We start from the raw sequence: 26,402 nt of genomic DNA, 5'->3' as shown, positions 1-26,402 counted from the left end.
TAACCTATCTACTGTTTTTGTATTCGCCAATCATTCTTCAGGCCATCAATAATTGACTGCTTCAGGATGCTTTGGGATTACCTTTTCAGTCAATAGGGTAATAGGGGAGGATTCGGTGCTGTGTCTTGTCGATTCATAATGTACTGTTTTGCTGCCAAGATTAGGTTGGTATAATGACTTTATGTAGGATTCATGTGCAAAACTATTCAACCATTTCTTGAGTCTTTTTAAACTCCAGACATGTTTATAAATTTTCTTGTTTTTTATCTCTTTAATTATAATAAACCTGGGCAACTTAAATGGAAGGAACTCTTCATTGATAAGAAGAATTGCCATCATCCAACGCAGTGAAACAAAGGAGGGATGAAAATCGCCGCTGCGATGGCTAATATTCTTCAAAACCGCTCCTGTTTTTGCTTTAAATTTTATATTTCCTGCAGTCAGGCAGCATGCTGTTTCGAAAGGGTCACCAGTCATTTGAAAATGCTTGGGTGCATTATTGCCAGGCCGGGTTTCAAAAGCGAACCACAATTTACCTCCGGTATCCACTAAAAAACGGAAAATGGTTTCTTTTTCCTGATCCAATAATTCTTTAAACGTGGATAAAGAATTAATAGAAAAGGAATCCGCTTTACAATTAACTGCTGTTTTCCCCGCATAAAAAATATGGGACGGATCTGGGGGACGAGAAAAAAATTCTTTATCTAGCTGCAGGCGTTTAAAAAGGGTAATCATCTTTTTCATTAATGGGGGTACTAACTTACATGAATATAACAAACAGATAGGTATCGTCAAGCTTGATAAATCAAGGGTAAATAATGCCAATGCCTTGATTTTAAACATAATGGAACAACAAAAGAGGTTTGTTTTTATCGACTTCCGACAGTTTGAGATAAAAGGATTGCAAATTTAATTTAACTCGCTAACATTACCCAAAAGAACAACAAAGGAATGTCATGAGACGTGCATTATTTACTACCGCTATATTATTCGCTGGGGCTGTGTCTGCTTCGAATACTGTTAATGGCTGGTATGCCAGCGGCTTTGGCGGCTACACTTACCTACCTTCCAATGTAGAAAGACTTTATTATGGATATTTGCTCTCGGACGTGCATTATCGTTATGGCTATAATGCTGGTGGGGGCATAGGCTATCAAAGCAATCCTATCCGTTATGAATTCCAATACACATACTTATATGCGGATACCAATCAATACAGTGTAAACCATAGAAAAGCATTGGATATTGATGGAGGGACCAGAGCAAATATCCTGATGGCAAATATTTATTATGATTTTGCTGGAGTAGGTAAACTTTCTCCCTTTCTTGGGGTAGGTATCGGCTATGCTTTTATGCACGCCACCTTAAACAGTACAAGCCGTTTTAAACGCCCCCATTTTAATGTGGATCAAGACTCTTTTGCTTATCAGGGGACTGCAGGATTGACTTATAATTTTGGGAAGAATTTTGCAGCCAACGCCGCATATCGCTTTACCGCATCAACTGATAACAGTAATTGGGGCAAACACCTCCTGGCAAGTATGGCGAATTTGGGTGTAATCTATCGATTTGATCTCGGCAGTTATAAATAGGGATCCTTACTGCAATGAATTAAATCGCAAAATCTTTGGAAAACCTGGTTGCTTGCAACCAGGAATCAATGGATTTCAATTTTTTATAATGTTAAATACTTAATTGTTCATCGGGTCTTAGGGTCAATATCTCATACCCGGTATCGGTTACCAAAATGGTATGCTCCCATTGCGCAGATAATTTGTGATCTTTGGTGACGACAGTCCAGCCGTCTCCTAAAGTTTTGATTTCTTTGCTTCCCAAATTGAGCATCGGCTCGATAGTGAAGGTCATGCCTGCTTGTAATTTTAACCCGGTGTGGGGTTTGCCATAGTGCATTACCTCCGGTTCTTCCCACATTGATTTACCGATTCCATGACCACCATACTCACGTACGACTGAATACCGATGTTTTTCAGCATGTTTTTGGATGATATTCCCGATATCCCCAAGGTGAGTTCCGGGGCGCACGATCGATATGGCTTGATACAAGCATTCCTGGGTTACATCTACTAATTTTTTTGCAAAAGGTTTTACCTTGCCAATGAGAAACATTTTACTGGTATCGCCGATATAACCGTTTTTTTGTACCGTCACATCGATATTGATAATATCACCATCTTTAAGCTTTTTGTCGGAAGGTATTCCATGACAGACCACATGATTTATGGACGTGCAAATGCATGCAGGAAATCCATAATGATTTAATGTAGAGGGAATGGCTTTCAATTCTTCGAGTATGTATTGGCGGCAAATTCGCTCAAGCTCATTGGTGCTGGTCCCCTCAGTTACATGAGGTGCAATCATGTGCAGTACGGATGCGGCCAAATTCCCCGCCACCCGCATTTTTTGTATTTCCTCAGGCGTCTTCACTAACATCGTTTATTTCACCTATTGATGCTTGGTTTATCAAAATCTTGAGGATCTCGGAATAAGTGATAGAAGGGTTTTCTTCTGCCAGTTTTCCTATCCTAATCCAGTATTCTGCTTGAGAATTGATTGAGCGACTCATTGCTCTTGCCATCAGTTTGGTTGCTTCGTGCAACTCATCAGAAATTTTTACAATGCCCATAATTTCTCCAAAACCGCAAGAATATTATGTTTTATTATAAAATGCTATACTTTGCTTTAAAATATATAAAAAATGAAAAAAAACCTTCAACCATTTTTTCAAGCCTGGGAAAGTTGAAACCTATTTATGGGTGCAGATTCCCAAAAAATTCTGATGGCAAGCAATCAAATTACGCGTGCGGTTGAAGCTCCATATCAATTTGGTCAATAATGTACTATTTGTACTAGGATATCTTCCATGAACATAGCAGATGGGTTTCATGAACGGCGAGCCCTTAAAATTTCAATAGCGGTTACCTTTCTCTTGGCGATAGTAGGAATTTTGTTTGGGTTGTTGTCAGGGTCACTGGCTATTGTTTTTGACGGTATGTTTAATATGGTAGATACCTTCATGTCAGTTCTTGCCCTTTTTGTTACCCGTCTGTTGACCAGCAAGGGAAATCGGAGATTCCAATATGGCTTCTGGCATGTCGAGCCCATGGTACTCGTTTTGAATGGAAGCATACTAATCCTCCTTTGTACTTATGCGTTGGTCAATGCGATCGGCGGTTTAATGTCCGGAGGGCATGAACTGAATTTTGATTTAGCTTTTGTCTTCGCTCTCTTGGTATTTTTTTTATCGACCGGCATGTATTTTTATTTGCTTAAAAAAAACCGTAAAATTAAATCCGAATTCTTGCGCTTAGATATCCAAAGCTGGTTAATGTCGGCATTAATTTCATCTTCCCTCCTGTTGGCATTTGGTATAGCAGCCTGGTTGGATAATGGCGTGTACGGATATGCCACACCCTATATTGATCCGCTCATCTTAGCCGTTCTTTCTGCTTGTTTGATTTTTGTGCCTATGGGCGCAGTTCGGGATGCCCTGCGAGACATATTTCTTATAGCTCCTTTAGATCTTGATGAAAAAATAAGGGGATTTTTAGATGGGCTTATCAAACAGCATGATTTAAAGACTTATACCAGCTACGTTGCAAAAATCGGTCGTGCCCAATTTATTGAAATCCATATTGTAATACCCCACGACTATCCTATTGCAAATATTCAAACCCTGGATGCAATTCGAAATGAAATAGCCTTGGCCATTGGCAAAGACACACCGGAACGTTGGTTAACTATTGCCTTCACAGCCAATGAAAACTGGATTTAGGAAAAGCAAGATAGATTTTCATGACCAAGCTAGGAGTGGGGGATTATGGACTATTGGATCTTGCTCTTTTGGGAAGGAGGTTCTAATTGATCCAGTAACACTATTCTTTTCTGATTATTAAAAGGTTCATAGAACATACGCGCACTTGTTGAATAAATTGAATTGTATTTTCCTGTAGAAATAACCGTTGCCCACCGAGATAATTTTTTTATTTTATCGAGTACTTCCTGTCCTGCAGCGTGAGGATCACTCTCCTTTACCTTTTTAAAATGCATGAGGGTAAACATGATGTTATTTTGGATTTCACGCAGGAAGTTATGTTTCAGTGTCTTTTCCAGCTTTTTCCCATTTACCAGCTTGATCATGGAATCATGCAGGTTTTTTAAATTATCGAGAAGGACATCCATTAATTTGCCGTATTCATTTATTTTTTGGTAATCGTCAGTGGATTGAAAAAAGTGAATAGCATAATCAATATAAAAATCCCTTAACCACTTCGCCAACTCTTTAGTGGGTAGTTCTGATTCTTGTATTGCATTACAAAAACTTACTATTGGTAAGGACATAGTATAATGTTGCCGATATTCATAGGCATTGAATCGTACACTGAGTTGGGTTAATACTCCTTTAACATCGAGTGTATTTTGATGGAAAAAGAATATGAGCTCATGCAAATTTCCAACATGATTCGAATTGGCACAATTCTTTTTGCACTTTTCCTCAAGTAGTAACCCCAACGATGTCCAGCCCGGAAACATACTTTCTTTAACCGCCAGGGTAAGTTGCAGAGAAGCAATCTTCCTAATAAGCAGACACAGTTTGAATTCATTTTTTAAATTATCTAAATAAACATCCAGCTCATTGCATAACTGAAGCACTGTATTAGCATTAAGTTGCTGCTGAAACGTGTCAGAGAGGATATTACCTAAGCCAACACGTAAAAAGGCCTGTTTCTCATTCTCATACATTGTATATATGCGGCTAAGCGCCTGGTATTTACAAATGACCTCCTGCACCTGGCTAAAGTACTCCTGCATTCCAGGATATTGTTGTTCTAGCTTGTTTTTGCTGGCATGTAAACATTGTAATTCTTTTAACAAGTTGAAATCATCAGGTCTTGGATAGTTTTCTCTCTGGGTAAAAACAAGTAATTGCTCTTTATCGGTGGATACACAATTCCACCAGTTAATTAAACTGGCTTTTTCAAATGCAGCATTCCAGCGATGTTCAAAAGGAATTTGCTGCAATTCATTTTTTTGAGCCTTGTAAGGAATTAATTTATTTTGTACTAATAATTGATAGAACTCTTCTTCATTTTTTCCCGGGGCTTCTTTTAATAATTCGTGGGCAAATTTTTTTTCGACACTGATGATTTCGGCAAAATCACCCCAATTTCCACCTAATAAAACTTCATAATCAGAACGAGTGTTTAAGGAACCTAATTCTACCTCTACCCCTTGAGTAAAGAAAATCTGAGGAATCTCCTGTTGATAATATGGAATTTCCCACACGCTTCCTTCTTTATTGATTAAAAGAGTTTGCTCTCCATCATGTGTCAATCCGCAGGTTCCCCCTGTTAAGTAAGAAACTTCGGCAATTTCCTTGTTTAAAAAAATAAAATGGACGTAATGGAATGCACCATAACCCAGAACTGACTTTAATCCTAATCCATATCTGTATTCAAAAGTGCTCAAATAACCAGAATCGGTATATCCGCCTTCATCAAGGCCTTTTAGATTCATATGGGTGGCAGGACTTCCCTTATATTTCTCAAATTTTTTGCATAAGACAGAGGGTGAATTGTCTGTTCTTATAAATAACCGGGGTTGAGGATACTTGGAATTGGTTTCAAATTTGGTAAGCACATCAATAGCCTCTTTGAAGTTGGACGACTATTATAATAATTTGCTTTATTTTGATCAATGTGGTCGTAAAGTTGTCTTTCGCTCATCCTGCAAACAGCATCAAAGTGAATTGCACAGGAACGATTATGGAGGCCATGTCCTTTCCATAAACTAAGATAGGGCTGAATACCATCAGCCACCATAAAGTTAAAGCCTCAGTCAACCATCTTGCCAAGGGGTTCGGCACTGATTTTTGCTGGTGTGAGGTTGTTCGTGATCCGTGAGACACTTCTATCTACCCGTCGTTGTAACATGATTTCAACCATGACTGTCTCATTTGGATGCAGGATTTTATTAATGTCAGCGAGCGAAGAGTGAAAATCAAGTAACCGGTAATAAGCAAGGGCTTGGTTATTCGCTTGAGGGTGTGCCTTAATCCGAAACCCCAGGTTGCCTTTCATCTGGGGGGTATTAATTCCTGCTTCCATGACATCGTAATCAAGGAAATAAGTCAGTTTGCCTCGGTCAAGCTGATTTCGTTGCCGGTCTACGAAGAACCCTGTAGGGAGTGCATCCTCACTGTATTGGGGGCCGGCAGTCAAATACAGATCATAATCGTCAAGATGATTGCCCCGGTCATCAATAAGCCGGAATATAATCATAGAGTAGCGATTGGTAATATATTCCCGGTTATAGATAAGTGTGTTCACCCGTTCAACATGCTCATTTTTCTGGGTTTCTTGCGTCAGCTTATCCAGCTCTTTAGCCAGGCGAGTATAAGACTCACGATTTTTTACCTGCAGGCAGCGCAAGACCCAGAGCGCCGTGGGATGGGTGGCTGCATTGGCGAGGGTAATACTGCGGATAATTCCCATTTTATTCCCCGAATGGGAACATCCGGGCAGAACCCCAAAGGCCATTGGCTGGGTGCGTCTCATTTTGGCGACAACCAGACTTTCGCCATTAGTTCCTTCCTGATGCAATTTTAATAAACTGTAATTCATGTTGGCAGCGGTTACGCGCACTACTCCATCGGAGCCGGCCTCTCCCGTGTAAGAATTAAGGGCATCATAAAGCTGGCGGTCAATTTTTTGTCCGGCAAGAACAAAGGAATAAATGCCATGGGCAGTGCAATCATAATCCAGCCAACTCTCATTTAGTTGCCAGCTCATGTTGCTTCCAAGCTCAAGCCAATCAAGAACATGTTGCCCGGGCTCAATGCCCTCAAAAAAACATTTTATACGCCCTAACCGGGATTTACCCAGTTGCGCCAGTGCAGAACCATGGTTGGCGGGAGCCAGCATGATAAGATGACTCAAAGGACATTTTGCAAGATTATTTTTGAAGTATAAATCCATCCATTTGCGGACTACGGGTCCCCCGGTAGAGTGAGTAACGCAGGCGAAACGCTCACCATCTTGCAGCTTGTCAGCAAGTTCGTCCCGCACGGCATGATCAAATGCGCGTGCTATATCATCGACTGTTACCGCATCGTTAAAGCTTATGTAGTGCCCAAGGTAGATATTGCCCACCTTGATACCCAGTTTCCCTTCCTTACTTTGATGTTGAAGCCATTGGGGAAGCTCCCCATAGGTATTGGTATGGGTGACACTCCAGCCATGAACGAAGATAACAATCATAATTCTCCTTAATTTATCGATGTTACAAGGAGGCCATTGTTGAGTAAATCCATGAATCAAGTCAAATAAAAAGGTGAAGATGGGCCTATCCAAAGGGGGCAAAAAAACAAGGAATCTTTGGAGAGTGACTGTCCTGTTTGCTGTCAAATCAGTTTTTATTTAAAGAATAATTAGAAAAATGAAGGACATACTTGCCTGTTTAGGCATATAGAGATTTGGGTATTTAGAAAATAATTATAAAAAAAAGACTAAAAAAAACAAGTTTTGCTGCAAATCCGGATAAAATAGTGTACAATATGTGACAATTTTTTATCCATTTAAATTTAACTAAGAGTTGCTATGGCTGATTTAAACCTTTATAGAAATATTGGTATCTTCGCCCACGTAGATGCCGGAAAAACCACCACTACCGAACGTATTCTTAAGCTCACGGGCAGAATCCATAAGATAGGCGAAGTTCACGATGGTGAATCAACCACCGATTTCATGGAACAGGAAGCGGAGCGCGGTATTACCATCCAGTCAGCAGCTGTGAGTTGTTTCTGGAAAGGGCATCGCTTTAACGTCATTGATACCCCGGGACACGTTGACTTCACTGTAGAAGTATATCGTTCATTGAAGGTACTCGATGGCGGTATCGGGGTGTTCTGTGGTTCTGGTGGTGTTGAGCCTCAGTCAGAAACCAACTGGCGTTATGCGAACAATTCAAAAGTATCTCGTTTGATTTTTGTAAACAAATTAGATCGCGTTGGTGCAAATTTCTTGAAAGTAACCGAGCAAATTAAGAAAGTATTGGGTGCAAATCCTTTAATTATGACTCTGCCTATCGGTTTTGAAGACACCTTCGTTGGTGTGGTCGATTTATTAACTCGTAAAGCCTATGTTTGGGACGAGTCAGGCCAACCAGAAAATTTCAAAATTACTGATGTACCTGCTGATATGCAAGACGATGTTGAAATGTATCGTGCGCAATTGATTGAAACTGCCCTGGAAATGGATGATGAATTGCTGATGGGTTATTTGGAAGGAGAGGAACCTTCAATCGAAGACATTAAGCGTTGTATCCGTAAAGGTACGCTTGAATTAGCCTTCTTCCCAACCTATTGCGGCTCGGCTTTTAAAAACAAAGGTATGCAGCTCTTATTGGATGCAGTAGTTGACTATTTGCCTGCACCCCATGAAGTGAACCCACAACCGTTGACTGATGTTGAAGGTAATCCAAATGGCCAATTTGCTATTGTTTCTGCTGATGAGCCATTCCGTGCCTTGGCATTCAAGATTATGGATGACCGTTTTGGCGCCCTGACCTTCATACGCATATACTCAGGAAAACTCAATAAAGGGGATACCATTCTTAACTCCTTTACCGGTAAAACTGAGCGTGTCGGTCGTATGGTTGAGATGCAGGCAAATGAGCGTAATGAATTACAAAGCGCTGAAGCAGGCGACATTATTGCGATTGTAGGTATGAAAAACGTGCGTACCGGTCATACTTTGTGTGATCCTAACCATGAGTGTACCCTTGAAGCGATGGTTTTCCCTGAGCCAGTTATCTCTATCGCTGTCACACCAAAAGATAAGGGTGCGACTGAGAAAATGGCGATTGCCATTGGCAAGATGGTTGCAGAAGATCCTACCTTCAGAGTGGAAACTGACCAGGATTCAGGTGAAACTATTCTTAAAGGTATGGGTGAATTACACCTTGATATTAAAGTGGATATTCTAAAGCGTACATACGATGTTGAGTTAATCGTAGGTCAACCTCAAGTGGCTTACCGTGAGACGATCACCAAAACGATTCAAGACAGCTATACCCACAAGAAGCAATCAGGTGGAGCGGGTCAATACGGTAAAATCGATTATACGATTGAACCAGGCGAGCCAGGTACTGGATTCAAGTTCATTACCTCTGTTGTGGGTGGAAATGTTCCTAAAGAATTCTTCCCGGCAATTGAAAAAGGTTTTCGCTCAATGATGGACTCAGGTACATTAGCTGGCTTCCCTGTGTTGGACGTTGTGGTTAACCTCACCGATGGTGCTTACCATGCTGTTGACTCCTCGGCAATTGCATTCGAAATTGCGGCAAAAGGCGCATTTCGTCAGTCAATACCAAAAGCGGGTCCACAGTTACTGGAACCCATCATGAAAGTTGACGTGTACAGCACCGAAGATGATGTGGGTAACGTGATTGGTGACTTGAACCGTCGCCGTGGTATGATCTCTGGCCAGGAACCCAGTGCAACGGGTGTTCGCGTTAAGGCCGATGTTCCGCTTTCAGAAATGTTTGGTTACATCAGTACTTTACGTACCCTTACTTCAGGTCGTGGACAATTCTCAATGGAATTCTCTCACTATGCTCCTTGTCCAAACAATGTAGCTGAAGCAGTAATTGCCAAAGAAAAAGAGAAAAAAGCCGCTGCTATGGCTTAATAAAGTAACATCTCGAAAGCCCCGTCAGGTTCTGACGGGGCTTTTATTTATCCCCATACTCGCCTTAAACTGAAAACTATTCCTGCCCTAATTAGAAATTTAACCTTTTCCAATGTAAAAAAAATTTAAATTGGCAAAAGAATGATGACCTTTAATCCGGTATTCATTTCTTTAAGGGAAATACTCCCACCGTACAAATGGATTAATTTTTTGCAAATTCCAAGACCCGTACCTATACCGTAAGTTTTTGAAGTGAAAAAGGTACCTGGTTCTTTATGTATAAACCCCTTAGGCATTCCTGGCCCATCATCGGCAATGGTTAATTCTATAAAATCAGTTTGTTTTGCCGTACTGATGGCAATGTGTCCCTTCAATCGTGAAGCTCGCTGGAAGGCCTCCGTACTGTTACGAATTAAATTAAGGAGTATTTGAGACAGATGTTCCTGATTAAATTTTATCTCTGGCAACTGAGGATCCAATGTTAATTGAATGTTGTAGGGACATGCGTATTTAATTATATTGACCAATTGGACAATCAGCTTATTGGGATTGAGTTGTTCAACCGGGAAATTTAATTCATTAAAATTGTTATGCACCGTTTGCATTATTTCTTTTATAACCAGGGATTGTGCTTCAATTTTTTCAAGACCCTCATAAAGTTTTAACCTGTCTTGTTTTTCTTTTTCCATAATAAGACAGCAGGCTCTACTGTATATGGAAATAGCGGTCAGGGGTTGACTCACTTTATCAGTGAAGCTGGAAATGGCTTCATACATGGCATCTTTTTTATTTTGTTCCAGGGTATTCATAAATTCCTTATGATGCTTTATCTCTTTAGTAACGTCTTTTTGTATGCCAATATAAAAGGATAAGGTTTTATTTTCTTCCTTGATTGGTGCGAGGCTCAGTTCATTCCAAAATAACGAGCCATTCTTTCTTTTGTTTTTTAAAATAATTCTACAATTCTTTTGTTCGCCAAGTGCTTTGCGGATAAGTAGTGTTTCCGGTTGAGGGGGTAAAGAACCCTGGAGGAATCTGCAATTTGTTCCAATTACTTCTTCGGCACGGTACCCGGTTAATTGTTCAAAGGATGAATTTATAAATACCAAAGGTTGGCTTTTATGTTTCATATCGACAATGGTTATACCATCATTGGCAGAGTTTAAGGCCTGCAATGCAAAATTACTAATTTCATTCATTTTCAGATGATTCACTTCAATACATTAGAAATTTTAGAATTTATTATAGACTTTTTTTGCTGTCCATAAGAGTAAATGCAGATAATTAAACACCAAAAGTTGATATGGGATCTTTGCTGATTACTTGCACCTCATAGAACCAATACGAAAACGGCTCTAACAGGTAACTAAATTAATTGCTGGATTTACACCCTCGTTATTTGCCATAATATGCCAGCGCATGGGGCACTGTGATTTATTCGCGTGCAATTTGATTATTTCATTAAAAGTAGGGGTTTATGAGTAACCTAGAGAAAATTGTTACAGATTTGATTCAGGCAATCACCGCAGAGTTGGAAGATAAGACACAAGATAATACCTCTGCATTGAATAAAATTAAAAATCACGTTAATAAAGCATTTTCCTCTGTGGAAAAGGGTGAAGAAAAAAAATTATATATAAGGTTGTCCCTACATCTTCATCCAGACAAGTTGCGACAAGCTCAGCCCAAAATGTACGAGCTTCTGATGACTCGTAATGCGTTGGAAAAAGAGGTCTCTCCAGGTGTAGAAAAAGTTAAGCTGCAAGATGAAATTTTTAAAATAATATCCGCAGGTAAAGAAGAAAGTGATCTTTTGAAAAATTTAGAGTCTGACCCTTTAAAAACGGCGCAATATGTATGGGACAAATTTTCAGCATCATTTAATTACCATTTTAACCTGTCTGAGCGATATTACTGGCCATTTAAATCTATCGTTAATGCGGCAAGCTGGGCAATTAATGTTGCTTTAATCCTCACAGCAGCAGGTGTTTTTGTAGGGGGCATAGTTATTTATGCACTGATTTCCATGGTAGGTCAAATTAATAACTCGCTATGCAATTTATTTACTGGAGGACAGTTCGCCAAAACAATTGACGATTATAAAAAAGAGCCTGCGCGCTTCAGTAAAGCTGAAGAGCAATTTTTAGCAACAGTGAAAAATGATTTTTTAATTGAGCTGCAAGAACAATTAAGGGATGCTCCGACAGATAAAAAAGAAGAGATTTCTGAGTTCATAGAAAAGATTCAAAAAATGAGTCCAGGGGAAATGAAAGAATATTATCTCCTTGAAAAAACCAACAAGGAAATAGATAATAACGCGTCTCTCAAAAGTGATTTTGAACGGATTAAAGAAAAGAAGCGAGGAGAATTTGAGGCGGCAGTTAGGAATCAAATTTCCATCGATGATTTAACCCTTTTCAAATTGCAAGCTAGTGCAATCAAAAGATCAATTACTGCCCCTTTGCCGGCGGGATTTTTCAATAAAATAGGATCTCTTTTTATTGTTCGTCCACTCACTTTTTTATTAGCACCGGTGTTTTTGACAATAACTTCTGCGGTAAGCTTGGTGCAACAAGCGGATTTGCTCCTTGGCATTGCAAGCATGTTTCTGCTTTTGGGGGTTAAATTAGCTTCAGTGGCTCTTCTCAATTCTCCTATTTATGGGTTGGATCTGGCGAAATGGGCAGCGAATCACCTAAAAGCCGCCTTCGATGGAAAAAAACCTGATCCGAGGAAAGAGGTTGCGACACCTGTCCAGAATGAATATCCCAACGTAAGCTCGCGATTATTAATTGAGAACATGCCTACCCGGGAGGCACGAATTGAATCGTCACCCATGCCTCCTGTGCAAAGCGCGAATTCTTTCTTTTCCATAAATGCTACTAGGTCAGATTTTGAGTATAAGGATGATGCATTCCGCCAAGAATTAAGATCCTGAAGAGCAAGCACTTAATCCTGGTTGCGTGCAACCAGGAGCTTTATGCTCTTTTACCGCGGACACAGAAGATATCAGTAAATAGTCCATGATTCATACATCTCCTTGTTAATAGGCAGGTTGCGGTCATATTCTGTGATTAACGAAGTATAACTCCAGGTATAAAAAGCTAATCCATCGTCCCTTAATATGATTGTAAACAACTGTTTCAATTGTTTATTTTTGTATTTATAAGTGAAAACTATATATTCTCCATGGAATTTCTTCTGATTTTGAGGGAGTTCTATTTCTCCTTGAGCTAACACTTTAGACTCTGAGGTATTTGCAAAAATTTGGGATTTCAAATCATTTATAAGTTCTGCAATGGTTGAGTATTTCCCCTTATTTTTTTTCGTCAAAAGAGTTTGGATAGTGATCGTTGTATGAGAAGCATCCGTATCTTTTTTGCCTCTAAAAATGACCGTTCCTTTACCGGATTTAATGTATTCCCAGTTATTGGGATATTTAAGGGAGTATCTGTTGCCTTTGTTATCGAAATTGAGCCAGTTAAGTTGTGGAGGGGGAGCTGTGGGTGATGAACTCTGGGCAGTGTGGTTTATGTCAATTCCTGCTCCCGTAGAACTTACCTTGATATTTAAAATTTTCCATCCTCCATTTTCCCATATTAAGCGATATTCTATCGGAGTTTTTGCTCCATCTTTTGCAGTTAATGTCCCTTTGACAAATCCCAAATTATTTTCAATGCTTCGTATGTTAAAAAATGTACTTTCATTGCTTTTTAAAGAAGGGTACTGGTTTAAAAATTTGTTAAAATCACCTAGAGAGGTTGCTTTTTGGAAGTCTTTTGAAGTGTAGGAGTATGCCTTTTCAATATTACCCGTTTTTAATGCTTTAAGCTGATTATTAATGGGGTAAATCAAACTGTTTGTCAGGAACAAAACGATCGTAAATACCGTACCGACAAAAAGTAAAAACCAGGCGGCAATAACACCGATTACCATGAGTGTTTTCTTTAATGGAGAGGGATTTTTGGTGAATAGGATCAAATTGCCATTTTTATCTTCGAATTTATTAGTTACCAAAAGGATTAAATCTACCAAATACCAAATGCCCAGCCCCCCTAGGGTCAGCAGCATCAATAATCCCGATTTTATTTTCCCCAAATAAAATCGGTGAATTCCAAAAGTCCCAAAAATGAGGGCTAAGACAAAAGCAGTAATGGGGGATTTCTGCTGTTTTTCTTTACCGGGAAATGTTTGTTCTATTTGGGGAGAAATGGAGCTCGCTTCTACTTGGGTACCACATTGACTGCAAAATTGAGCGTCTGCTGAGAGTTTATTTCCGCAGTGTTTACAAAAGTTGGGAGCATCCATGCCTATTCTCCAATTTCATATTGGGTCATTTCGAATAAGCCTTAATTCTACAGATGCAACTCAGAATTGTGCATCAAACGAAATGCAAACAAACCTTATTTTTATAATAGTTTAATTTTTATAACAATCAATAAATCACAGGACCCATCCTGGCGATAAAGATGTGACATTTGAAGCTTGCGTGCGGACGGGAAGGGGAGCTTTCTAGCATCCCCTTAGATCACCAATGGTTCTATAGAGGATAAGTATTGGTAATTTCCTCTAAAGCTGAACTTGAACTCTGCTTTTCAGATTGTGCAAACACACCAAATTGGCATACCCCACTTGGTTTAGATTGGACTATTATCTTTTCATCAATACCATTTACTTTTAACAAGGCTGATACCGGAGCGCTTTCTGAGAGCAATTTTTTTGCAGTTTCTGAGCCGTGATTGCATGCTTCGATTAAATAAAATATAGCTTTTTCGGCGTTAAACGCTACAACGCCCACTAACTCTTTTCTTGCATTTGCATAAATTTCTGCCAAAAGAAAAGCATAGCGTTTCGGGACGCCGGCGGTTTTATCTGCTAGAGAACATTTGAATGCATGTTCGACTAATTTTATTGCTGCAGTAGATTGGGACTCGTCAGAAGCAAGTAGGTTTTTTTCTTGCAGAACTGTCAATGCAGTCATGAATAAACATTCTGCGTAAGGTTCTTCATCAAGCAAAACGTAGGCAAATTTTTTCAAGGTATTTATATCGGTCATCGATAAATTAATTTCTTTCCCAAGCTGCTCGATTATTGCATCTATCTTGGGTTTATTTTGTTCAAATTTACTCATTCTTTGTTCTATTTGGGTTATCATGGTATTGACATGACAAACATAATGAGAGGAAGGAAACATTCCATGCAGTGGTTTATAGACTCTTAAAAAAACCTGATCAGCCAAATCTTCTAAATCATAAGGTAAGTGGCTAAAGTTAAATTCTTCACTAACTGCCTTGGAATTTTCCTTTTTATACTCAACAAGCTTATTCAGGGTAAGTTTTAATAATTCACCGCGTTCTAATTCTGTAATTTCAATACGGCTTTGCATAGCATCTCTTTTATTTATCCAGGGATGGCAATTTTATTTAAAAGGTGATTATTCATCAATTAAATTGCTATGAAAAAACTCATTCGGTGGGGCATGCGCTAGAGGCTGGAAAGAAAAAAAATATGATTTGGTCTATTATAATACAATATTAGGGTGAGCGTATTTAAGATCATCAAGACTTACATGGAGGGAACTAAGATGAATAAAGAACATCATGTGGTCCATAATGTCCAGGGAGGATGGGATATTGAGCAAACCCACAATTCATCCATTCTCCATTTCAAATCAAAAAAAGAAGCGGTGGATAAAGCAAGGGAGCTGAGTAAAAAAGAACATACAGAATTAGTTATTCATGATAAATATGGTCGAATTGAAACCAAGGATAGTCATGGTCATGATCCAAGAAACATCAGAGGTTAGCTAAAGAGGGATGGCTTATTCCAGTCCCTGGCTTCTATTGTTAAATTAATGAAAAAACGGAGCTGTAAATAGGATAAGCCATCTTTAAATGAATATAATCATAAATAATGGTTATTAGAAGCAGGTAGTTAAAAATGACAGGTGAAAAAACGCAAAAAGATTTAGCACAGCAAGATCTTGAAGAGCAAAATAAAAAAAATAAAGAAGCTAACCAATTAGCTGAGTTGGAAGCGAATCAATTAGCAAAGCAAAAGACAACCATGCAAGATACCCAAAATCCGGAAAGAAGCGTTGAGTTTGAAAGTAAAAAAGACGCAAAACAAGCCCAAGCGGTGGAGGAAATGTATAAGGAATGGGTTAAAAAATATAAAAAGAAAAATCCGGGTTTTGACGAAGAAGACAACTGCTGCGAAACAGATGAACATGGCACCACATGGATAAAATTCAAAGATCCCCATGCGGAAGAAGACTTCGTAAGACATTTGGCAGAAAATGGCCACGGTGGCGTTTACGATAAAGGAATTTTGATTGCAAAATTTGAAGAAGGTAAGCTCATAGATCCCCGGACTAATAAAGAATTTGAAAAAGGGGGATATGCCAATCTTGTCCAACAACTGGATGCCGGGATAGCCTATAAAGATATTCCATTACCTGAGGCCAAAAAATCGGTTGAGCACTCTTCTGATATAGAAATGCAGGTGCCACAAAGTACCACTGCACCCATAAGTAAGGTAAGTACCGCTCTAGATAAACTTCCTGTGGTAGAGCAAACGGCAAAAGAAACAGAAAATGCAAAAGAAGAAGTGAATCAACAAGCTTCGATGCCTCAATAGCGAGATTGTGATAGAGAGTAAACGGTGAGAGCGTTTTGTTCGTATCCCAAAAGGAATTCTAAATGAAAACACTTAAAAAAGAAGATCAGGTCAATATCACTCCCGATGAAGCAATCAATTTACTCAAGAATGGAAATCAACGTTTTATCCAAAACTTGAGGTTTAACCGGAACTTGCTGCAGCAAGTAAACGAGACCGCTGACGGGCAATACCCGTTTGCCGCTATTTTGAGTTGCATTGATTCCAGAACGCCAGCAGAATTAATATTTGACCAAGGCCTGGGAGATATTTTCAGCATAAGAATTGCAGGGAATATTGTTAATGAGGATATCATCGGGAGTTTGGAATTTGCATGTAAGGCAGCGGGTTCCAAACTCATTGTCGTCCTTGGGCACACCAATTGTGGCGCCATAAAAGGAGCTTGCGATGATGCGCAATTAGGATATTTGACGCAACTTTTAGATAAAATAAAACCTGCTATAAGCCTGGAAAAATCATTTAAGGAAAATCGAAACGGGAGTAATCTCGACTATGTAAATGAGGTGGCCAGGATTAACATCAAAATTAGCATTCAGAATATCATAAACAAAAGCAGTATCTTAAAAGAGCTGATAAAAGAAAAAAGCATTAAGATTGTTGGCGGTTTATACGATGTTGCATCAGGTGAAGTCTTATTTTTTGATGAAGAATAAGCTCCCCTTCCTTTCAAACAGGCCCACAGAACAAATTCTTCATATGTTCTTGCGGGCTCTCATTAAATGACACGAAAAAAAGAGGCTGGTTAATATTTTTCTTGACAAATCCGCTAAAGTGTTAAAAATATACACAGCCAGTAAATTTAATCCACCTAAGAAAGATACCCATACCAATATTTCACCCAGAAAAGAAGTTTTGTTCCCCAATTTATACTAGCAAAAGCAATTTAAGGATGGTCTGACTCGTCCCCGTGTGTTGCTGTTTCCGGAGTTTTATTATGCTGAATAAGTATCAAATACAAGAATTAGAAAAAATAGTAGCAAACCCTCAATTACTTAAGGATGTCCCTGAAGATCTACGGACCAATCGGGAATTTCTGCTCCTTGCGATCAAAAGAAACTCTTTTGTAACAGCCCATGTTGTACCCGAACTATTGAACGACGAAGATTTTGCCCTTACTGCTGTTTTATATAATCCCAACGCTTATGCTTTTCTGCCTGCGAAATTCAAGGATAATGAAAACATAACCATTATGGCGGTGAGACAAAGCCCGCCTTTATACTTTTATGCTTCAGAAAGATTGCAAGCAGATGAAGATTTTAAAATTAAGTGCTTGAAAACAAACAGTTGGTACCCATTAATCAAATTAAATAAAGTAATAAAAAATAATTTTTATGAAGGGGTAAAGGATACCTTTAAAATCATGTATGGGGATTATGGTATCATCGAGAAACTCGATGGCAATGTCCCTCATCCTAATCAGCTGAAGCATGGCTTAGTTGATATCACCATGATACCTCAGCTAGCTAATTTCTTGCTTAATTATGGACTGCCCCACAAGACCAAAATCGATAACCCTTTCAAATATGTAAAAGATGACGAAAAATGGAAAGACGCGGTGATACTTAGGACCATATCCTGTTTTCTTGGCTTGGGATTGCAATGTGTGCGCTTGGGGATGGCAGTCGCGGCAACGGCAATTAGTTTGCCCATAGTTGCTTTAGTTCATATACTCAAGTTTCCTTTTGTTTATTATTACGAGCGCAAACTCCTTAAACTTGAGGGGGAAATCTTTACAGAGAACAACACCCCTGTCTCAGAAAAAACAACTTTGGCGGATTTTGTGGCAATGACTCACTCAAGTTTAACTGATTTATGCGGTTATCATGGTTCTGACACCACGCTCACTTCCTATTCCGCGGAAAATACCAAAGAGTCCCGCTATGGCTCCTTGCGCAGCTCCAGCCCTCAATTGTTTTTTAAACCTGCACCCATTGATACCCCTTCTCAGCTTGAGGCTGAGGAACTCATGACGGCACTTGATATAAATGAAAAATATAATCCTAATGATGCAGGAGCTGTTGCTAAAGGCCGCTCATTTTCCTGATTAATCAGGAAATAAGTGCAGGTTACTATTGGGAAGCAAAATTTGGAATTAAGCCTGGTCTTAGCCAGGTTTAATTTCAATACAAAATAAAAAGGAATGTTTGCCAAATTTTAATTTTTTTAAAAACAATAGATTAAACAATTTTTAAAAAATTTCCTTGCATCATTTTTTCGTTCTTCTATGCGTTAAAGAAAGGTGTTGTTTTGTTAGGTAGTTGTCCTTTAAATTCATAATCCATCTCCTGATGGTTGTCTGACGCGCAATCCCTCTTCCTATTGAAGCACCGCTCCGAGGGAAACGTATTCTCCCCTTATTAATTAGAACTTGGTGAATTAAAATAAGCCTTTGGCGAGTCCTCTGGAATAATTAGGTTGTTAGTTGTATAAAATGGCCTTCAGTTCTAGACTTGAAAGACAGATTCCATGAAAAGGGTCGGTATGGATTCTTTTTATAAAAAACTGATTCGCTCTTCAGTTATAGGGGTTCTTGTTCTGGTGGCGCTGCTTTTTATTCCTGCAGGTACTCTAAACTACTGGCAAGGCCTGGTTTATTTGGCAGTTTTTGTTATAGCGTCCACCGCTTACAGTGTGTATCTTGCAAAATATGATCCAGCCCTTCTCAGGCGTCGGACAGAAGCAGGTATTTCGTATGAAAAAGAGCCGGTGCAGAAAATTATTATTTTTTTCCTTTTTTTAATGTGTATGGTGCTTATGGTGCTGCCCCCGCTCGATGTGCGCTTTGGCTGGTCGTTGGTTCCGTGGTACATCTCCCTCATGGGGGATGTGATGGTTGCTTTCTCATTTTATATTTTTCATCTTGTTTCAAAAGAGAATACCTATGCTGCGGCCAATGTTCGTGTTGAGGAGGGACAAAAAGTAATATCGGACGGACTCTATGGTGTTGTCCGTCACCCGATGTATTTTGGTGCCTTATTCCTTTTTATAGGCACACCGCTTGCGCTGGGTTCATGGTGGACCCTGCTTTTAATTCCCATCTTTCTGGTGATTTTAATTGCCCGTATCCTCAACGAAGAGAAAATACTTGCACGGGACTTACCCGGATATACAGAATATCAAAAAAAAGTCCGGACCCGCTTTATTCCTTTTGTTTGGTAGTCCTTTTTCATTATTGGATAAATCAGTAAAGGCGGACTATGCTAATTTAAAATATTGTGCAGGAAGAGGTCATAATGGAACCCGACATTCAGGATGAAATAGCACGATTTGATACTCATCACTCCCTAAAAATTACGATACTTTTTGTAATAACGCTGCTCTTATCCCTGGGATTCCTGTTGCTTTCGGCTCCGGCAGCGGCGCGCGGAAAGTCAACCGATGAATCTGAGAGAGGCGCTGCGCGAATAGAGGCTATATTGATAAGTGATACCGGAAATAGCGATGGTTATGTAACCGAAGGAAAAGCGGCCTTCCCACCTACTCAAGTGATCTATTTAACCGTGCATATTTCCAAGGCCTTTCCCGGGATTAAGGTAGAGGCATTTATAATCAACCCCGAAAGAAATATTATCACTAGCGGTAAAAACTTTGTCACCAGGGGCGGCAATATTGCAAAGGCGTTTAAGTTTAATTATGCCAACGGGAAATGGCCATCAGGAAACTATAAAGTTGAGGTAAGACTCTCATCAGGTGATACCCGGGTCACTACATTCAAACTTGAGAAATAAAAGAAGATAGGGGGACAGTTTTTTTTAATTTTATATCGCCTGGATCAGTAAAATATTAACCAATAATATGATAGCCACTATCAATATAAATGACATCGCCGGTAATGTTTTTTGCATACTTGCTTGCGAGAAAAACAACCATTGCTCCTACATCATCGATGTCAACCAGGGATTTAAGGGGTGATTTTTCTTTTGTCTGCTGAATCAAATGCTCAAAATGTTCAAGGCCCGAAGCTGCCCGTGTTTTTAACGGGCCAGGGGATAAGGCAATGACCCGAATTTGCCTGGGGCCTAGCTCTACAGCCATATAACGCACAGAAGCTTCCAATGCTGCTTTAACAGGCCCCATCAGATTATAATTTTCAACCACTTTTTCTGCACCGTAAAAGGACATTGCAAACACTGAACCGCCATTGTTCATCAAGGGTTTCGCCAGGTTTGCCATGCGAATAAATGAATGACAGGAGATATCCATAGCCATGAGAAATCCTTCTTTAGAACACTCATGCACAGGTCTTTGTAGATCTGTTTTGGGGGCATAGGCAATGGAATGGATGACTATATCAATTTCTCCCCACGTTTTTTCTATTTGCAAAAATAAATTGTTTAAATCACTTTCTTTAGTGACATCACAGGCGCAATATATAGAAGGGCTTAGTTCAGTGGTAGTTTTATCCACGAAAGGTTTAGCTTTATCATTTAAATAGGTAATTGCCAACTCTGCGCCTGCTTTTTTCAATGCGCGGGCACATCCAAAAGCAATCGAGCTGTCATTGGCAATGCCGATTATTAAAGCTTTTTTTCCTGAAAGTAAGCTGCTATCCATGCTCAAATTCCCTTAATCATTATCCTATTAAGAATAGATTATTTTTAACTTTATTTGCAGATAACTTGTGTAAAATGCAATAAAAATTGCCAAAATAGCCTATACTATCTTGCAATAGGCAAGCCAACTTTAATGCGGCACTGGATAAAGGAAGTTCTATGTTGCATAACCTTTTCGATAATCGTCTCCTTTATTATGGGTACGATTTGAACCTGCAAGCTGATAAAGCAGTTTTTCGAATGCTGCTGCACCCATTAAAAAAACCAGTCAGCACTGCTTGCATCAACCTTCCTGAACGTTTGGGCCAAGGATGCGCGAAACATGGATGAAAAAAAACTTGATGTGGATAAATTGGCAGAAAATTTCCTGCAGAAATGTCGCTCTTTACCTAAAATTAAGGTAGGCGTGGTATTTCCTTCCAATGAAGACTCTCTTGGAGGAGCCATCGAGGCAAGTCATTTGGGTTTAATCGACCCGGTTTTTATTGGACCTAAATCCAGAGTTCAGCAAGTTGCCAAACAAATGGGAGTAGATGTTTCCAATTACCAACTGATTGATAGTATCGATCCGGAAGATGCTGCAAAGCAAGCAGTACAATTAGCTCGGGAGGGGAAGGTTGAATCCCTGATGAAAGGAAACCTGCATACAGACGAATTGATGCATGCAGTGATTAAAAAAGAAAATGGGTTACGCACTTCTCGTCGTATTAGCCATGCATTTATTATGGCGATTGAAAAATATCACAAGCCTTTTATTGTTACTGATGCGGCCATCAATATTGCACCGGATTTGATGGTAAAAAAAGATATTGTCCAAAATGCAATTGATTTGTTTCATGCCTTTAACAAAGAAGTAATGCCTAAAGTTGCACTTTTATCCGCAGTTGAAACCATCCACCCTGAAATGACCTCGACAACAGATGCTGCATGTTTAGCAAAAATGGCTGAACGTGGCCAGATTACTGGCGCCATTGTGGATGGTCCGTTTGCATATGACAATGTATTTAGCCTTCACGCAGCACAAACTAAAAACATTCACTCTTCAGTGATTGGGGAAGTGGATATTTTCGTGGTGCCTAATCTGGAAGCCGGTAATATTCTGGCAAAGCAATTGATATTGATTGCCGATGCAGTTTCTGCAGGCATCATTTTAGGGGCAGCAGTGCCCATCATTTTAACCAGTCGATCTGATAATATTCGTTCCCGCATTGGCTCCTGCGCTGTGGCTGTCATGATGGTGCATGCAAAAAAATGTCGAGAGGAAATGCAATGAGTAATGTTCATTATAAAAATGTTCATGAAATTACAGGGGATATTCTTAAAATTATTGTTCCGCCAATGCAGGAAACTGGAGCAGTTTCCATCCCCAGGCTCGACGATTTAGCTTTGATTCATACTGAAAAAGAGGTGTTGCTTGCCCAGATTACTCACATAGAGGAAGAAATTGTTACCTTGCAAGTGTATGGGAGTACCAAGGGCTTATCAACCGATGCTTCAGTAACCTTTCTGGGCCAACCGATGAAAGTGACCTATTCTCCCAATATTCTTGGAAGGGTTTTTAATGGGGTAGGACAACCCATTGATGGGGGGCCTAAATTAGAGCAGGAGGATAAAACACTGATTCGCACTCCCACAGTAAACCCTACGCGGCGGATACTGGCTTCCAAAATGATCCGCACCAATATCCCCATGATTGATGTGTTTAACTGCCTGGTTGAAAGCCAAAAAATTCCTGTCTTTTCAATTGCAGGGGAACCCTACAATGAGTTATTAGCAAAAATTGCAACCCAGGCAGAGGCTGATGTTATTGTTTTTGGGGGAATGGGGCTGTTGTTTGATGATTATTATGCATTTCGCAAAACATTTGAGGATCATGGTTCGATTGCGCGAACAATTATGTTTGTAAATCAGGCTTCTGACTCCATTTTAGAGCGCTTACTCATTCCGGACATGGCTTTGGCGGTTGCGGAGAAAATGGCAATTGAAGAAGGAAAGCGGGTGCTTGTGTTGTTAACGGACATGACCGCTTTCGCTGATGCCTTAAAAGAAGTAGGTATTGCTATGGAACGGGTTCCATCAAATCGAGGCTACATGGGCGACCTGTATTCGCAATTGGCAAGACGATATGAAAAAGCGTGTGATTTCCAAGGGGCGGGCTCCGTAACTATCCTGTCAGTAACTACCATGCCGGGTAATGATATAACCCATCCAGTTCCAGATAATACAGGCTACATCACTGAAGGACAGCTTTATTTGCATTCCGGATCAATTGACCCGTTTGGTTCCTTATCCCGCCTTAAACAGCATGTGATAGGGAAGCAAACTCGCGAGGATCACGGACAAATTATGAATACGATGATTCGCTTTTTTTCGGCTGCTTGTGAAGCGGAACAAAAAAAAGCAATGGCTTTTGAAATTTCTGAATTTGATGAACGTCTACTTAAGTTTGGCAGTTTGTTTCGCGAACGATTCATGGATATCAAAGTTGCAATTCCTTTGGAAGTGGCATTGGATTTGTGCTGGCAAACCCTTGCAGAATGTTTTCATGAGAATGAATTGCTCATGAAACAGGAGCTTGTCGCCAAGTATTTTAAGGCAAAAAAACAGTTACAACCGGATATTAATCATGGCGACGCAAATTAAACTCAATAAAGCATCGCTCACTCTCGAGCAAAGAAATCTGAAGAATTATCAGAGATTCTTACCCTCTTTGGAATTGAAAAGAAAAAAATTATTGTCGGAACGCAGCCGGGTTGATGTTCTCGTTAATGGTTTAAAACAAAAGGAAAAAGCTCTGGAAAGCAGTATTCAATATGAGTTACCCATGATTGTTGGAACAATGAATATCATTAGCAAGCTTATTCAGATTAAAGAAATATCCATTACTGAAGAAAATATTGTGGGAGTCAAACTACCCATAGTGCAGGCAATTGCATTTAATTCGCTGGATTATGTGTACTTCAATACCCCTCCCTGGTTTGAAAAATTTATTGATGTGCTGCTCGAAAAGATCGAATTGCAACTGCGCTTACAGGTAGCATTGGAACGACAGCAATTATTGGCAAAAGCTATTCAAACGGTGACCCAACGGAAAAATCTTTTTGAAAAAGTATTAATTCCTCAAGCATTAAATAACATCAGGCTAATTCAGATTTTTTTGGCTGACAACGAGCGGGCGGCTGTAGTGAGATCGAAAATCGCTAAAAAGAAAAGGATACAATGATGAGTATAGCCACGTTCAAAAAAATAAGTATCCTGGGGCCAAGCCAAGGTAAAGCAGAAATTTTTAATGCATTACAAAATGTGGGTTGCATGCATTTAATTGCAATTAATCCCCCCGGAAAACCCGCGCTAACAACACCTTCGACAACTTTAGTGGATCAGATCAGAGCCGCTTTGCTTTATCTGCAAAATTCGGTAGAGCACCGACGCCCCCATTTCCTTGGAAAAAATTTTAATCCCGATCTTGTAGTCAAAAAGATTTTAACAAATCAGCAAAATTTAAGAATGGCAATTGATCGACGGGATTTTTTAAAAAACCGAATATGTGAGGTATCGGAGTGGGGACATTTTAGTTTACCTGCTGAAGAGGATTTAGCGGGAATAAAACTTTGGTTTTATAAAATTAATTTGAAAGACTTGACCAGAATTCCTCAGGATATCCCTTTACATGAAGTATATCGTAACTCGCGGTTTGCTTTTATTATTGTGTTAGCAGAGCAAGAGCCCCAGGAAGAGCACTTTCCATTTCGTCGCATCCATACTGGTTCTGTTGCGGTAAGCGCATTGAGTACTGAATTGGATGAATTGAATGAAGAAATCGATGAGCTCATGGATGAGCAATGTAATTTGACCCGTTATCGCTACTTGCTCGCCCGTGAAGTAGCCCAATTTTCCGATAGAACCGAATTGCAAAAAGCTTTGGGGCACACCCGCGAGCATCAGGAATTTTACCTTTTACAAGCCTGGGTGCCTGACTCTAAATTAGAAGCTGTTATGCAATTTTGCCAGGAAAATCAGTTGAGTATGGCGATTGAACATCCCCTGCCTGAGGAATTGCCGCCTACCTTATTGGAAACCCCTCCCTGGCTCAAAGGCGGTTCCGAGCTGGTTAATTTTTACCAAACTCCGGGTTACCATGCGCTTGATCCTTCAATAATGGTCTTTTTTTCTTTCTCCGTATTTTTTGCCATGATTCTTGCGGATGCAGGGTATGGAATCCTTTTGGCCTTGTTTACAGTTCTCGGGTGGAAGAAATTAGGCAAATACAATGCGGCGATATGGTTAAGGCCTTTATTGGTAGTCATCAGTGTTTTCTCAATTGTATATGGAGTCTTACTTGGGAGTTATTGGGGTGTTGAGCCCAAGGCAGGAACATGGCTGGCGAAATTAAAAATCATTGATATCAATAATTTTAAATTAATGATGTCCATTGTTCTTTTCATTGGGTGTCTGCATATTTGCATTGCGAGCGGGATGCGCGCCTGGTTTACCCCAGATAGGAATGAACGAATGCAAAGCGTTGGTTTTATTTTATTGATTCTGGCGGTATTGCTTTATGCTATGGGTCTGTTAAAACATCAAAACTCAATAACCTGGCCCGCAATTATCCTTTTTATCTTGAGTCTGTTTTTAATTACAGTATTCGCCGGAAATATGCCGCTTACCGATTATAAGAACTTTATAAAGAGAGCGAGACTTGGGATAGGGGCATTAACCGAATTGCCTTCATTATTTGGAGACATCCTCAGTTACCTCCGTTTATTTGCCTTGGGAATGGCAGGGGCTTCGTTAGCGGTTACCTTCAATACCATGGCGCACCATATCGCCCAGTCTGGTAAACCTGGAGGCTGGGTATTAGCGATTCTTGTTGTATTAATTGGACAAACAATGAATGTGGTTTTATGCCTTATGAGTGCAGTAGTCCATGGACTGCGTCTCAATTACATTGAGTTTTTCAAATGGAGTATCAAAGAGGATGGGTATTCTTATCAGCCCTTTAAGAAACAGGAGATTTCCCATGAATGAGTTAATGGTATTGTTGGGATGGGTAGGGATCTTTGCTCCGATGGCATTAGCAACGGCGGGAAGCATCTATGGGTGTGCTATTGCCGGGCAAGCCGCAATTGGAGTGATGCTCGATACAGAAACCGGCTACGGTAAATACATTGGGGTCTCAGTGCTTCCCTCGACACAGTCCATATTGGGGATTGTAATAATGTTTACCCTGAACCGAACCGTTACCCCGCAAAATGCAGGCGGTCTTTTTGGCATAGGCTTACTGTCAGGAATTGCTTTAATGATCTGTGGTATTCAACAAGGTAATTGTTGCGCCAGTGCAATCAATGCAACAAAAAATAAACCTGAAATATTCGGATTATCCATTGCCCCTGCCGCAATAGTTGAAGGGTTTGCCGTATTTATATTTGTATTTGCTCTGGTGTTAAGTAATGGGATATAGGAG

At 39.8% G+C, this 26,402-nt stretch carries 25 protein-coding genes; 16 read left to right on the top strand and 9 right to left on the bottom strand.

Features of this window, described 5'->3' with window-relative positions:
* Positions 1–45: 45 nt before the first annotated feature.
* Complete coding sequence (locus KYQ_RS15510; RefSeq protein ID WP_010655044.1) at positions 46–843, bottom strand: hypothetical protein; 798 nt, start codon at positions 841–843, stop codon at positions 46–48.
* A gap of 113 nt (positions 844–956) precedes the next feature.
* On the opposite strand from KYQ_RS15510, the gene KYQ_RS15505 reads away from it, so the two are divergent.
* Complete coding sequence (locus KYQ_RS15505) at positions 957–1,592, top strand: outer membrane protein (RefSeq protein ID WP_010655043.1); 636 nt, start codon at positions 957–959, stop codon at positions 1,590–1,592.
* Between the two features lie 91 nt (positions 1,593–1,683).
* On the opposite strand, the gene map is transcribed toward KYQ_RS15505, so the two are convergent.
* Positions 1,684–2,451 (bottom strand): type I methionyl aminopeptidase, encoded by a 768-nt coding sequence (gene map, locus KYQ_RS15500; protein WP_010655042.1) that lies wholly within the window; start codon positions 2,449–2,451, stop codon positions 1,684–1,686.
* Positions 2,432–2,644, bottom strand: a complete 213-nt coding sequence (locus KYQ_RS15495; RefSeq protein WP_010655041.1) for a ParD-like family protein — start codon at positions 2,642–2,644, stop codon at positions 2,432–2,434. The genes map and KYQ_RS15495 overlap by 20 nt, the downstream gene beginning before the upstream one ends.
* A 237-nt stretch (positions 2,645–2,881) precedes the next feature.
* On the opposite strand from KYQ_RS15495, the gene KYQ_RS15485 reads away from it, so the two are divergent.
* Positions 2,882–3,793 (top strand): cation diffusion facilitator family transporter, encoded by a 912-nt coding sequence (locus KYQ_RS15485; protein WP_010655040.1) that lies wholly within the window; start codon positions 2,882–2,884, stop codon positions 3,791–3,793.
* Between the two features lie 50 nt (positions 3,794–3,843).
* Here KYQ_RS15485 and KYQ_RS15480 read toward each other — a convergent pair whose 3' ends face one another.
* Positions 3,844–5,535, bottom strand: a complete 1,692-nt coding sequence (locus tag KYQ_RS15480) for a hypothetical protein (RefSeq protein WP_231294573.1) — start codon at positions 5,533–5,535, stop codon at positions 3,844–3,846.
* A 317-nt stretch (positions 5,536–5,852) separates the two neighbouring features.
* Complete coding sequence (gene plaB / locus KYQ_RS15475; protein WP_019350261.1) at positions 5,853–7,277, bottom strand: phospholipase PlaB; 1,425 nt, start codon at positions 7,275–7,277, stop codon at positions 5,853–5,855.
* A gap of 339 nt (positions 7,278–7,616) precedes the next feature.
* Here plaB and fusA point away from each other — a divergent pair, with 339 nt between their 5' ends.
* Positions 7,617–9,707 (top strand): elongation factor G, encoded by a 2,091-nt coding sequence (gene fusA, locus KYQ_RS15470; RefSeq protein WP_010655037.1) that lies wholly within the window; start codon positions 7,617–7,619, stop codon positions 9,705–9,707.
* A 125-nt stretch (positions 9,708–9,832) separates the two neighbouring features.
* Here the strand turns inward: fusA and KYQ_RS15465 are convergent, their stop codons facing one another.
* Positions 9,833–10,906 (bottom strand): PAS domain-containing protein, encoded by a 1,074-nt coding sequence (locus KYQ_RS15465; protein ID WP_010655036.1) that lies wholly within the window; start codon positions 10,904–10,906, stop codon positions 9,833–9,835.
* A 278-nt stretch (positions 10,907–11,184) separates the two neighbouring features.
* Between KYQ_RS15465 and KYQ_RS15460 the strand changes: the two genes are divergently transcribed.
* Complete coding sequence (locus tag KYQ_RS15460; protein ID WP_010655035.1) at positions 11,185–12,645, top strand: hypothetical protein; 1,461 nt, start codon at positions 11,185–11,187, stop codon at positions 12,643–12,645.
* A gap of 71 nt (positions 12,646–12,716) precedes the next feature.
* Here the strand turns inward: KYQ_RS15460 and KYQ_RS15455 are convergent, their stop codons facing one another.
* Both KYQ_RS15455 and KYQ_RS15450 read right to left on the bottom strand, forming a co-directional pair.
* Entirely contained in the window at positions 12,717–14,015 is a 1,299-nt protein-coding gene (locus tag KYQ_RS15455; RefSeq protein ID WP_010655034.1) for a DUF4864 domain-containing protein, read from the bottom strand.
* Between the two features lie 232 nt (positions 14,016–14,247).
* Positions 14,248–15,093, bottom strand: a complete 846-nt coding sequence (locus tag KYQ_RS15450) for a hypothetical protein (RefSeq protein WP_010655033.1) — start codon at positions 15,091–15,093, stop codon at positions 14,248–14,250.
* Between the two features lie 198 nt (positions 15,094–15,291).
* Between KYQ_RS15450 and KYQ_RS15445 the strand changes: the two genes are divergently transcribed.
* The 6 genes from KYQ_RS15445 (at position 15,292) to KYQ_RS15420 (ending at position 20,113) form a co-directional block, all read left to right on the top strand.
* Positions 15,292–15,513 carry a DUF2188 domain-containing protein gene (locus KYQ_RS15445; RefSeq protein ID WP_010655032.1) on the top strand — a complete coding sequence of 74 codons (222 nt, stop codon included), beginning with the start codon at positions 15,292–15,294 and terminating at the stop codon, positions 15,511–15,513.
* 134 nt (positions 15,514–15,647) lie between these two features.
* Complete coding sequence (locus tag KYQ_RS15440) at positions 15,648–16,346, top strand: hypothetical protein (protein ID WP_010655031.1); 699 nt, start codon at positions 15,648–15,650, stop codon at positions 16,344–16,346.
* A 62-nt stretch (positions 16,347–16,408) separates the two neighbouring features.
* On the top strand, positions 16,409–17,038 hold the full coding sequence (locus KYQ_RS15435; RefSeq protein WP_010655030.1) for a carbonic anhydrase family protein: 630 nt from the start codon (positions 16,409–16,411) through the stop codon (positions 17,036–17,038).
* Between the two features lie 281 nt (positions 17,039–17,319).
* Complete coding sequence (locus KYQ_RS15430; protein WP_010655029.1) at positions 17,320–18,429, top strand: DUF4116 domain-containing protein; 1,110 nt, start codon at positions 17,320–17,322, stop codon at positions 18,427–18,429.
* 437 nt (positions 18,430–18,866) lie between these two features.
* Positions 18,867–19,544 carry a methyltransferase family protein gene (locus tag KYQ_RS15425; RefSeq protein WP_010655028.1) on the top strand — a complete coding sequence of 226 codons (678 nt, stop codon included), beginning with the start codon at positions 18,867–18,869 and terminating at the stop codon, positions 19,542–19,544.
* A gap of 74 nt (positions 19,545–19,618) precedes the next feature.
* A complete protein-coding gene (locus tag KYQ_RS15420) occupies positions 19,619–20,113 on the top strand; it encodes a hypothetical protein (RefSeq protein WP_010655027.1) in 495 nt (164 codons plus the stop codon).
* Positions 20,114–20,168: 55 nt separating this feature from the next.
* Here the strand turns inward: KYQ_RS15420 and fabI are convergent, their stop codons facing one another.
* On the bottom strand, positions 20,169–20,939 hold the full coding sequence (fabI, locus tag KYQ_RS15415; RefSeq protein ID WP_010655026.1) for an enoyl-ACP reductase FabI: 771 nt from the start codon (positions 20,937–20,939) through the stop codon (positions 20,169–20,171).
* A 158-nt stretch (positions 20,940–21,097) separates the two neighbouring features.
* On the opposite strand from fabI, the gene KYQ_RS19195 reads away from it, so the two are divergent.
* Genes KYQ_RS19195 through KYQ_RS15385 form a run of 6 tightly spaced genes read left to right on the top strand, consistent with a single transcriptional unit; the run spans position 21,098 to position 26,399 of the window.
* Positions 21,098–21,268, top strand: coding sequence for a hypothetical protein (locus tag KYQ_RS19195; RefSeq protein ID WP_019350260.1), 171 nt, complete (start codon positions 21,098–21,100; stop codon positions 21,266–21,268).
* A complete protein-coding gene (locus tag KYQ_RS15405; RefSeq protein WP_010655025.1) occupies positions 21,261–22,211 on the top strand; it encodes a bifunctional enoyl-CoA hydratase/phosphate acetyltransferase in 951 nt (316 codons plus the stop codon). The genes KYQ_RS19195 and KYQ_RS15405 overlap by 8 nt, the downstream gene beginning before the upstream one ends.
* Entirely contained in the window at positions 22,208–23,581 is a 1,374-nt protein-coding gene (locus KYQ_RS15400; RefSeq protein WP_010655024.1) for a V-type ATP synthase subunit B, read from the top strand. The genes KYQ_RS15405 and KYQ_RS15400 overlap by 4 nt, the downstream gene beginning before the upstream one ends.
* Complete coding sequence (locus tag KYQ_RS15395; RefSeq protein WP_010655023.1) at positions 23,565–24,161, top strand: V-type ATP synthase subunit D; 597 nt, start codon at positions 23,565–23,567, stop codon at positions 24,159–24,161. Before KYQ_RS15400 ends, KYQ_RS15395 begins: the two co-directional genes overlap by 17 nt.
* Positions 24,158–25,966: a V-type ATP synthase subunit I gene (locus KYQ_RS15390; RefSeq protein ID WP_231294572.1), complete on the top strand. Its 1,809-nt coding sequence runs from the start codon at positions 24,158–24,160 to the stop codon at positions 25,964–25,966. Before KYQ_RS15395 ends, KYQ_RS15390 begins: the two co-directional genes overlap by 4 nt.
* Positions 25,959–26,399 carry an ATP synthase subunit C gene (locus tag KYQ_RS15385; RefSeq protein ID WP_010655021.1) on the top strand — a complete coding sequence of 147 codons (441 nt, stop codon included), beginning with the start codon at positions 25,959–25,961 and terminating at the stop codon, positions 26,397–26,399. Before KYQ_RS15390 ends, KYQ_RS15385 begins: the two co-directional genes overlap by 8 nt.
* Positions 26,400–26,402: the final 3 nt, after the last annotated feature.

It is taken from the genome of Fluoribacter dumoffii NY 23 (genome assembly GCF_000236165.1).
Classification (GTDB): Bacteria; Pseudomonadota; Gammaproteobacteria; order Legionellales; family Legionellaceae; genus Legionella; species Legionella dumoffii.
The sequence above is the reverse complement of the archived record's forward strand: the minus strand, read 5'-3'. Positions and strand labels throughout refer to the sequence as shown.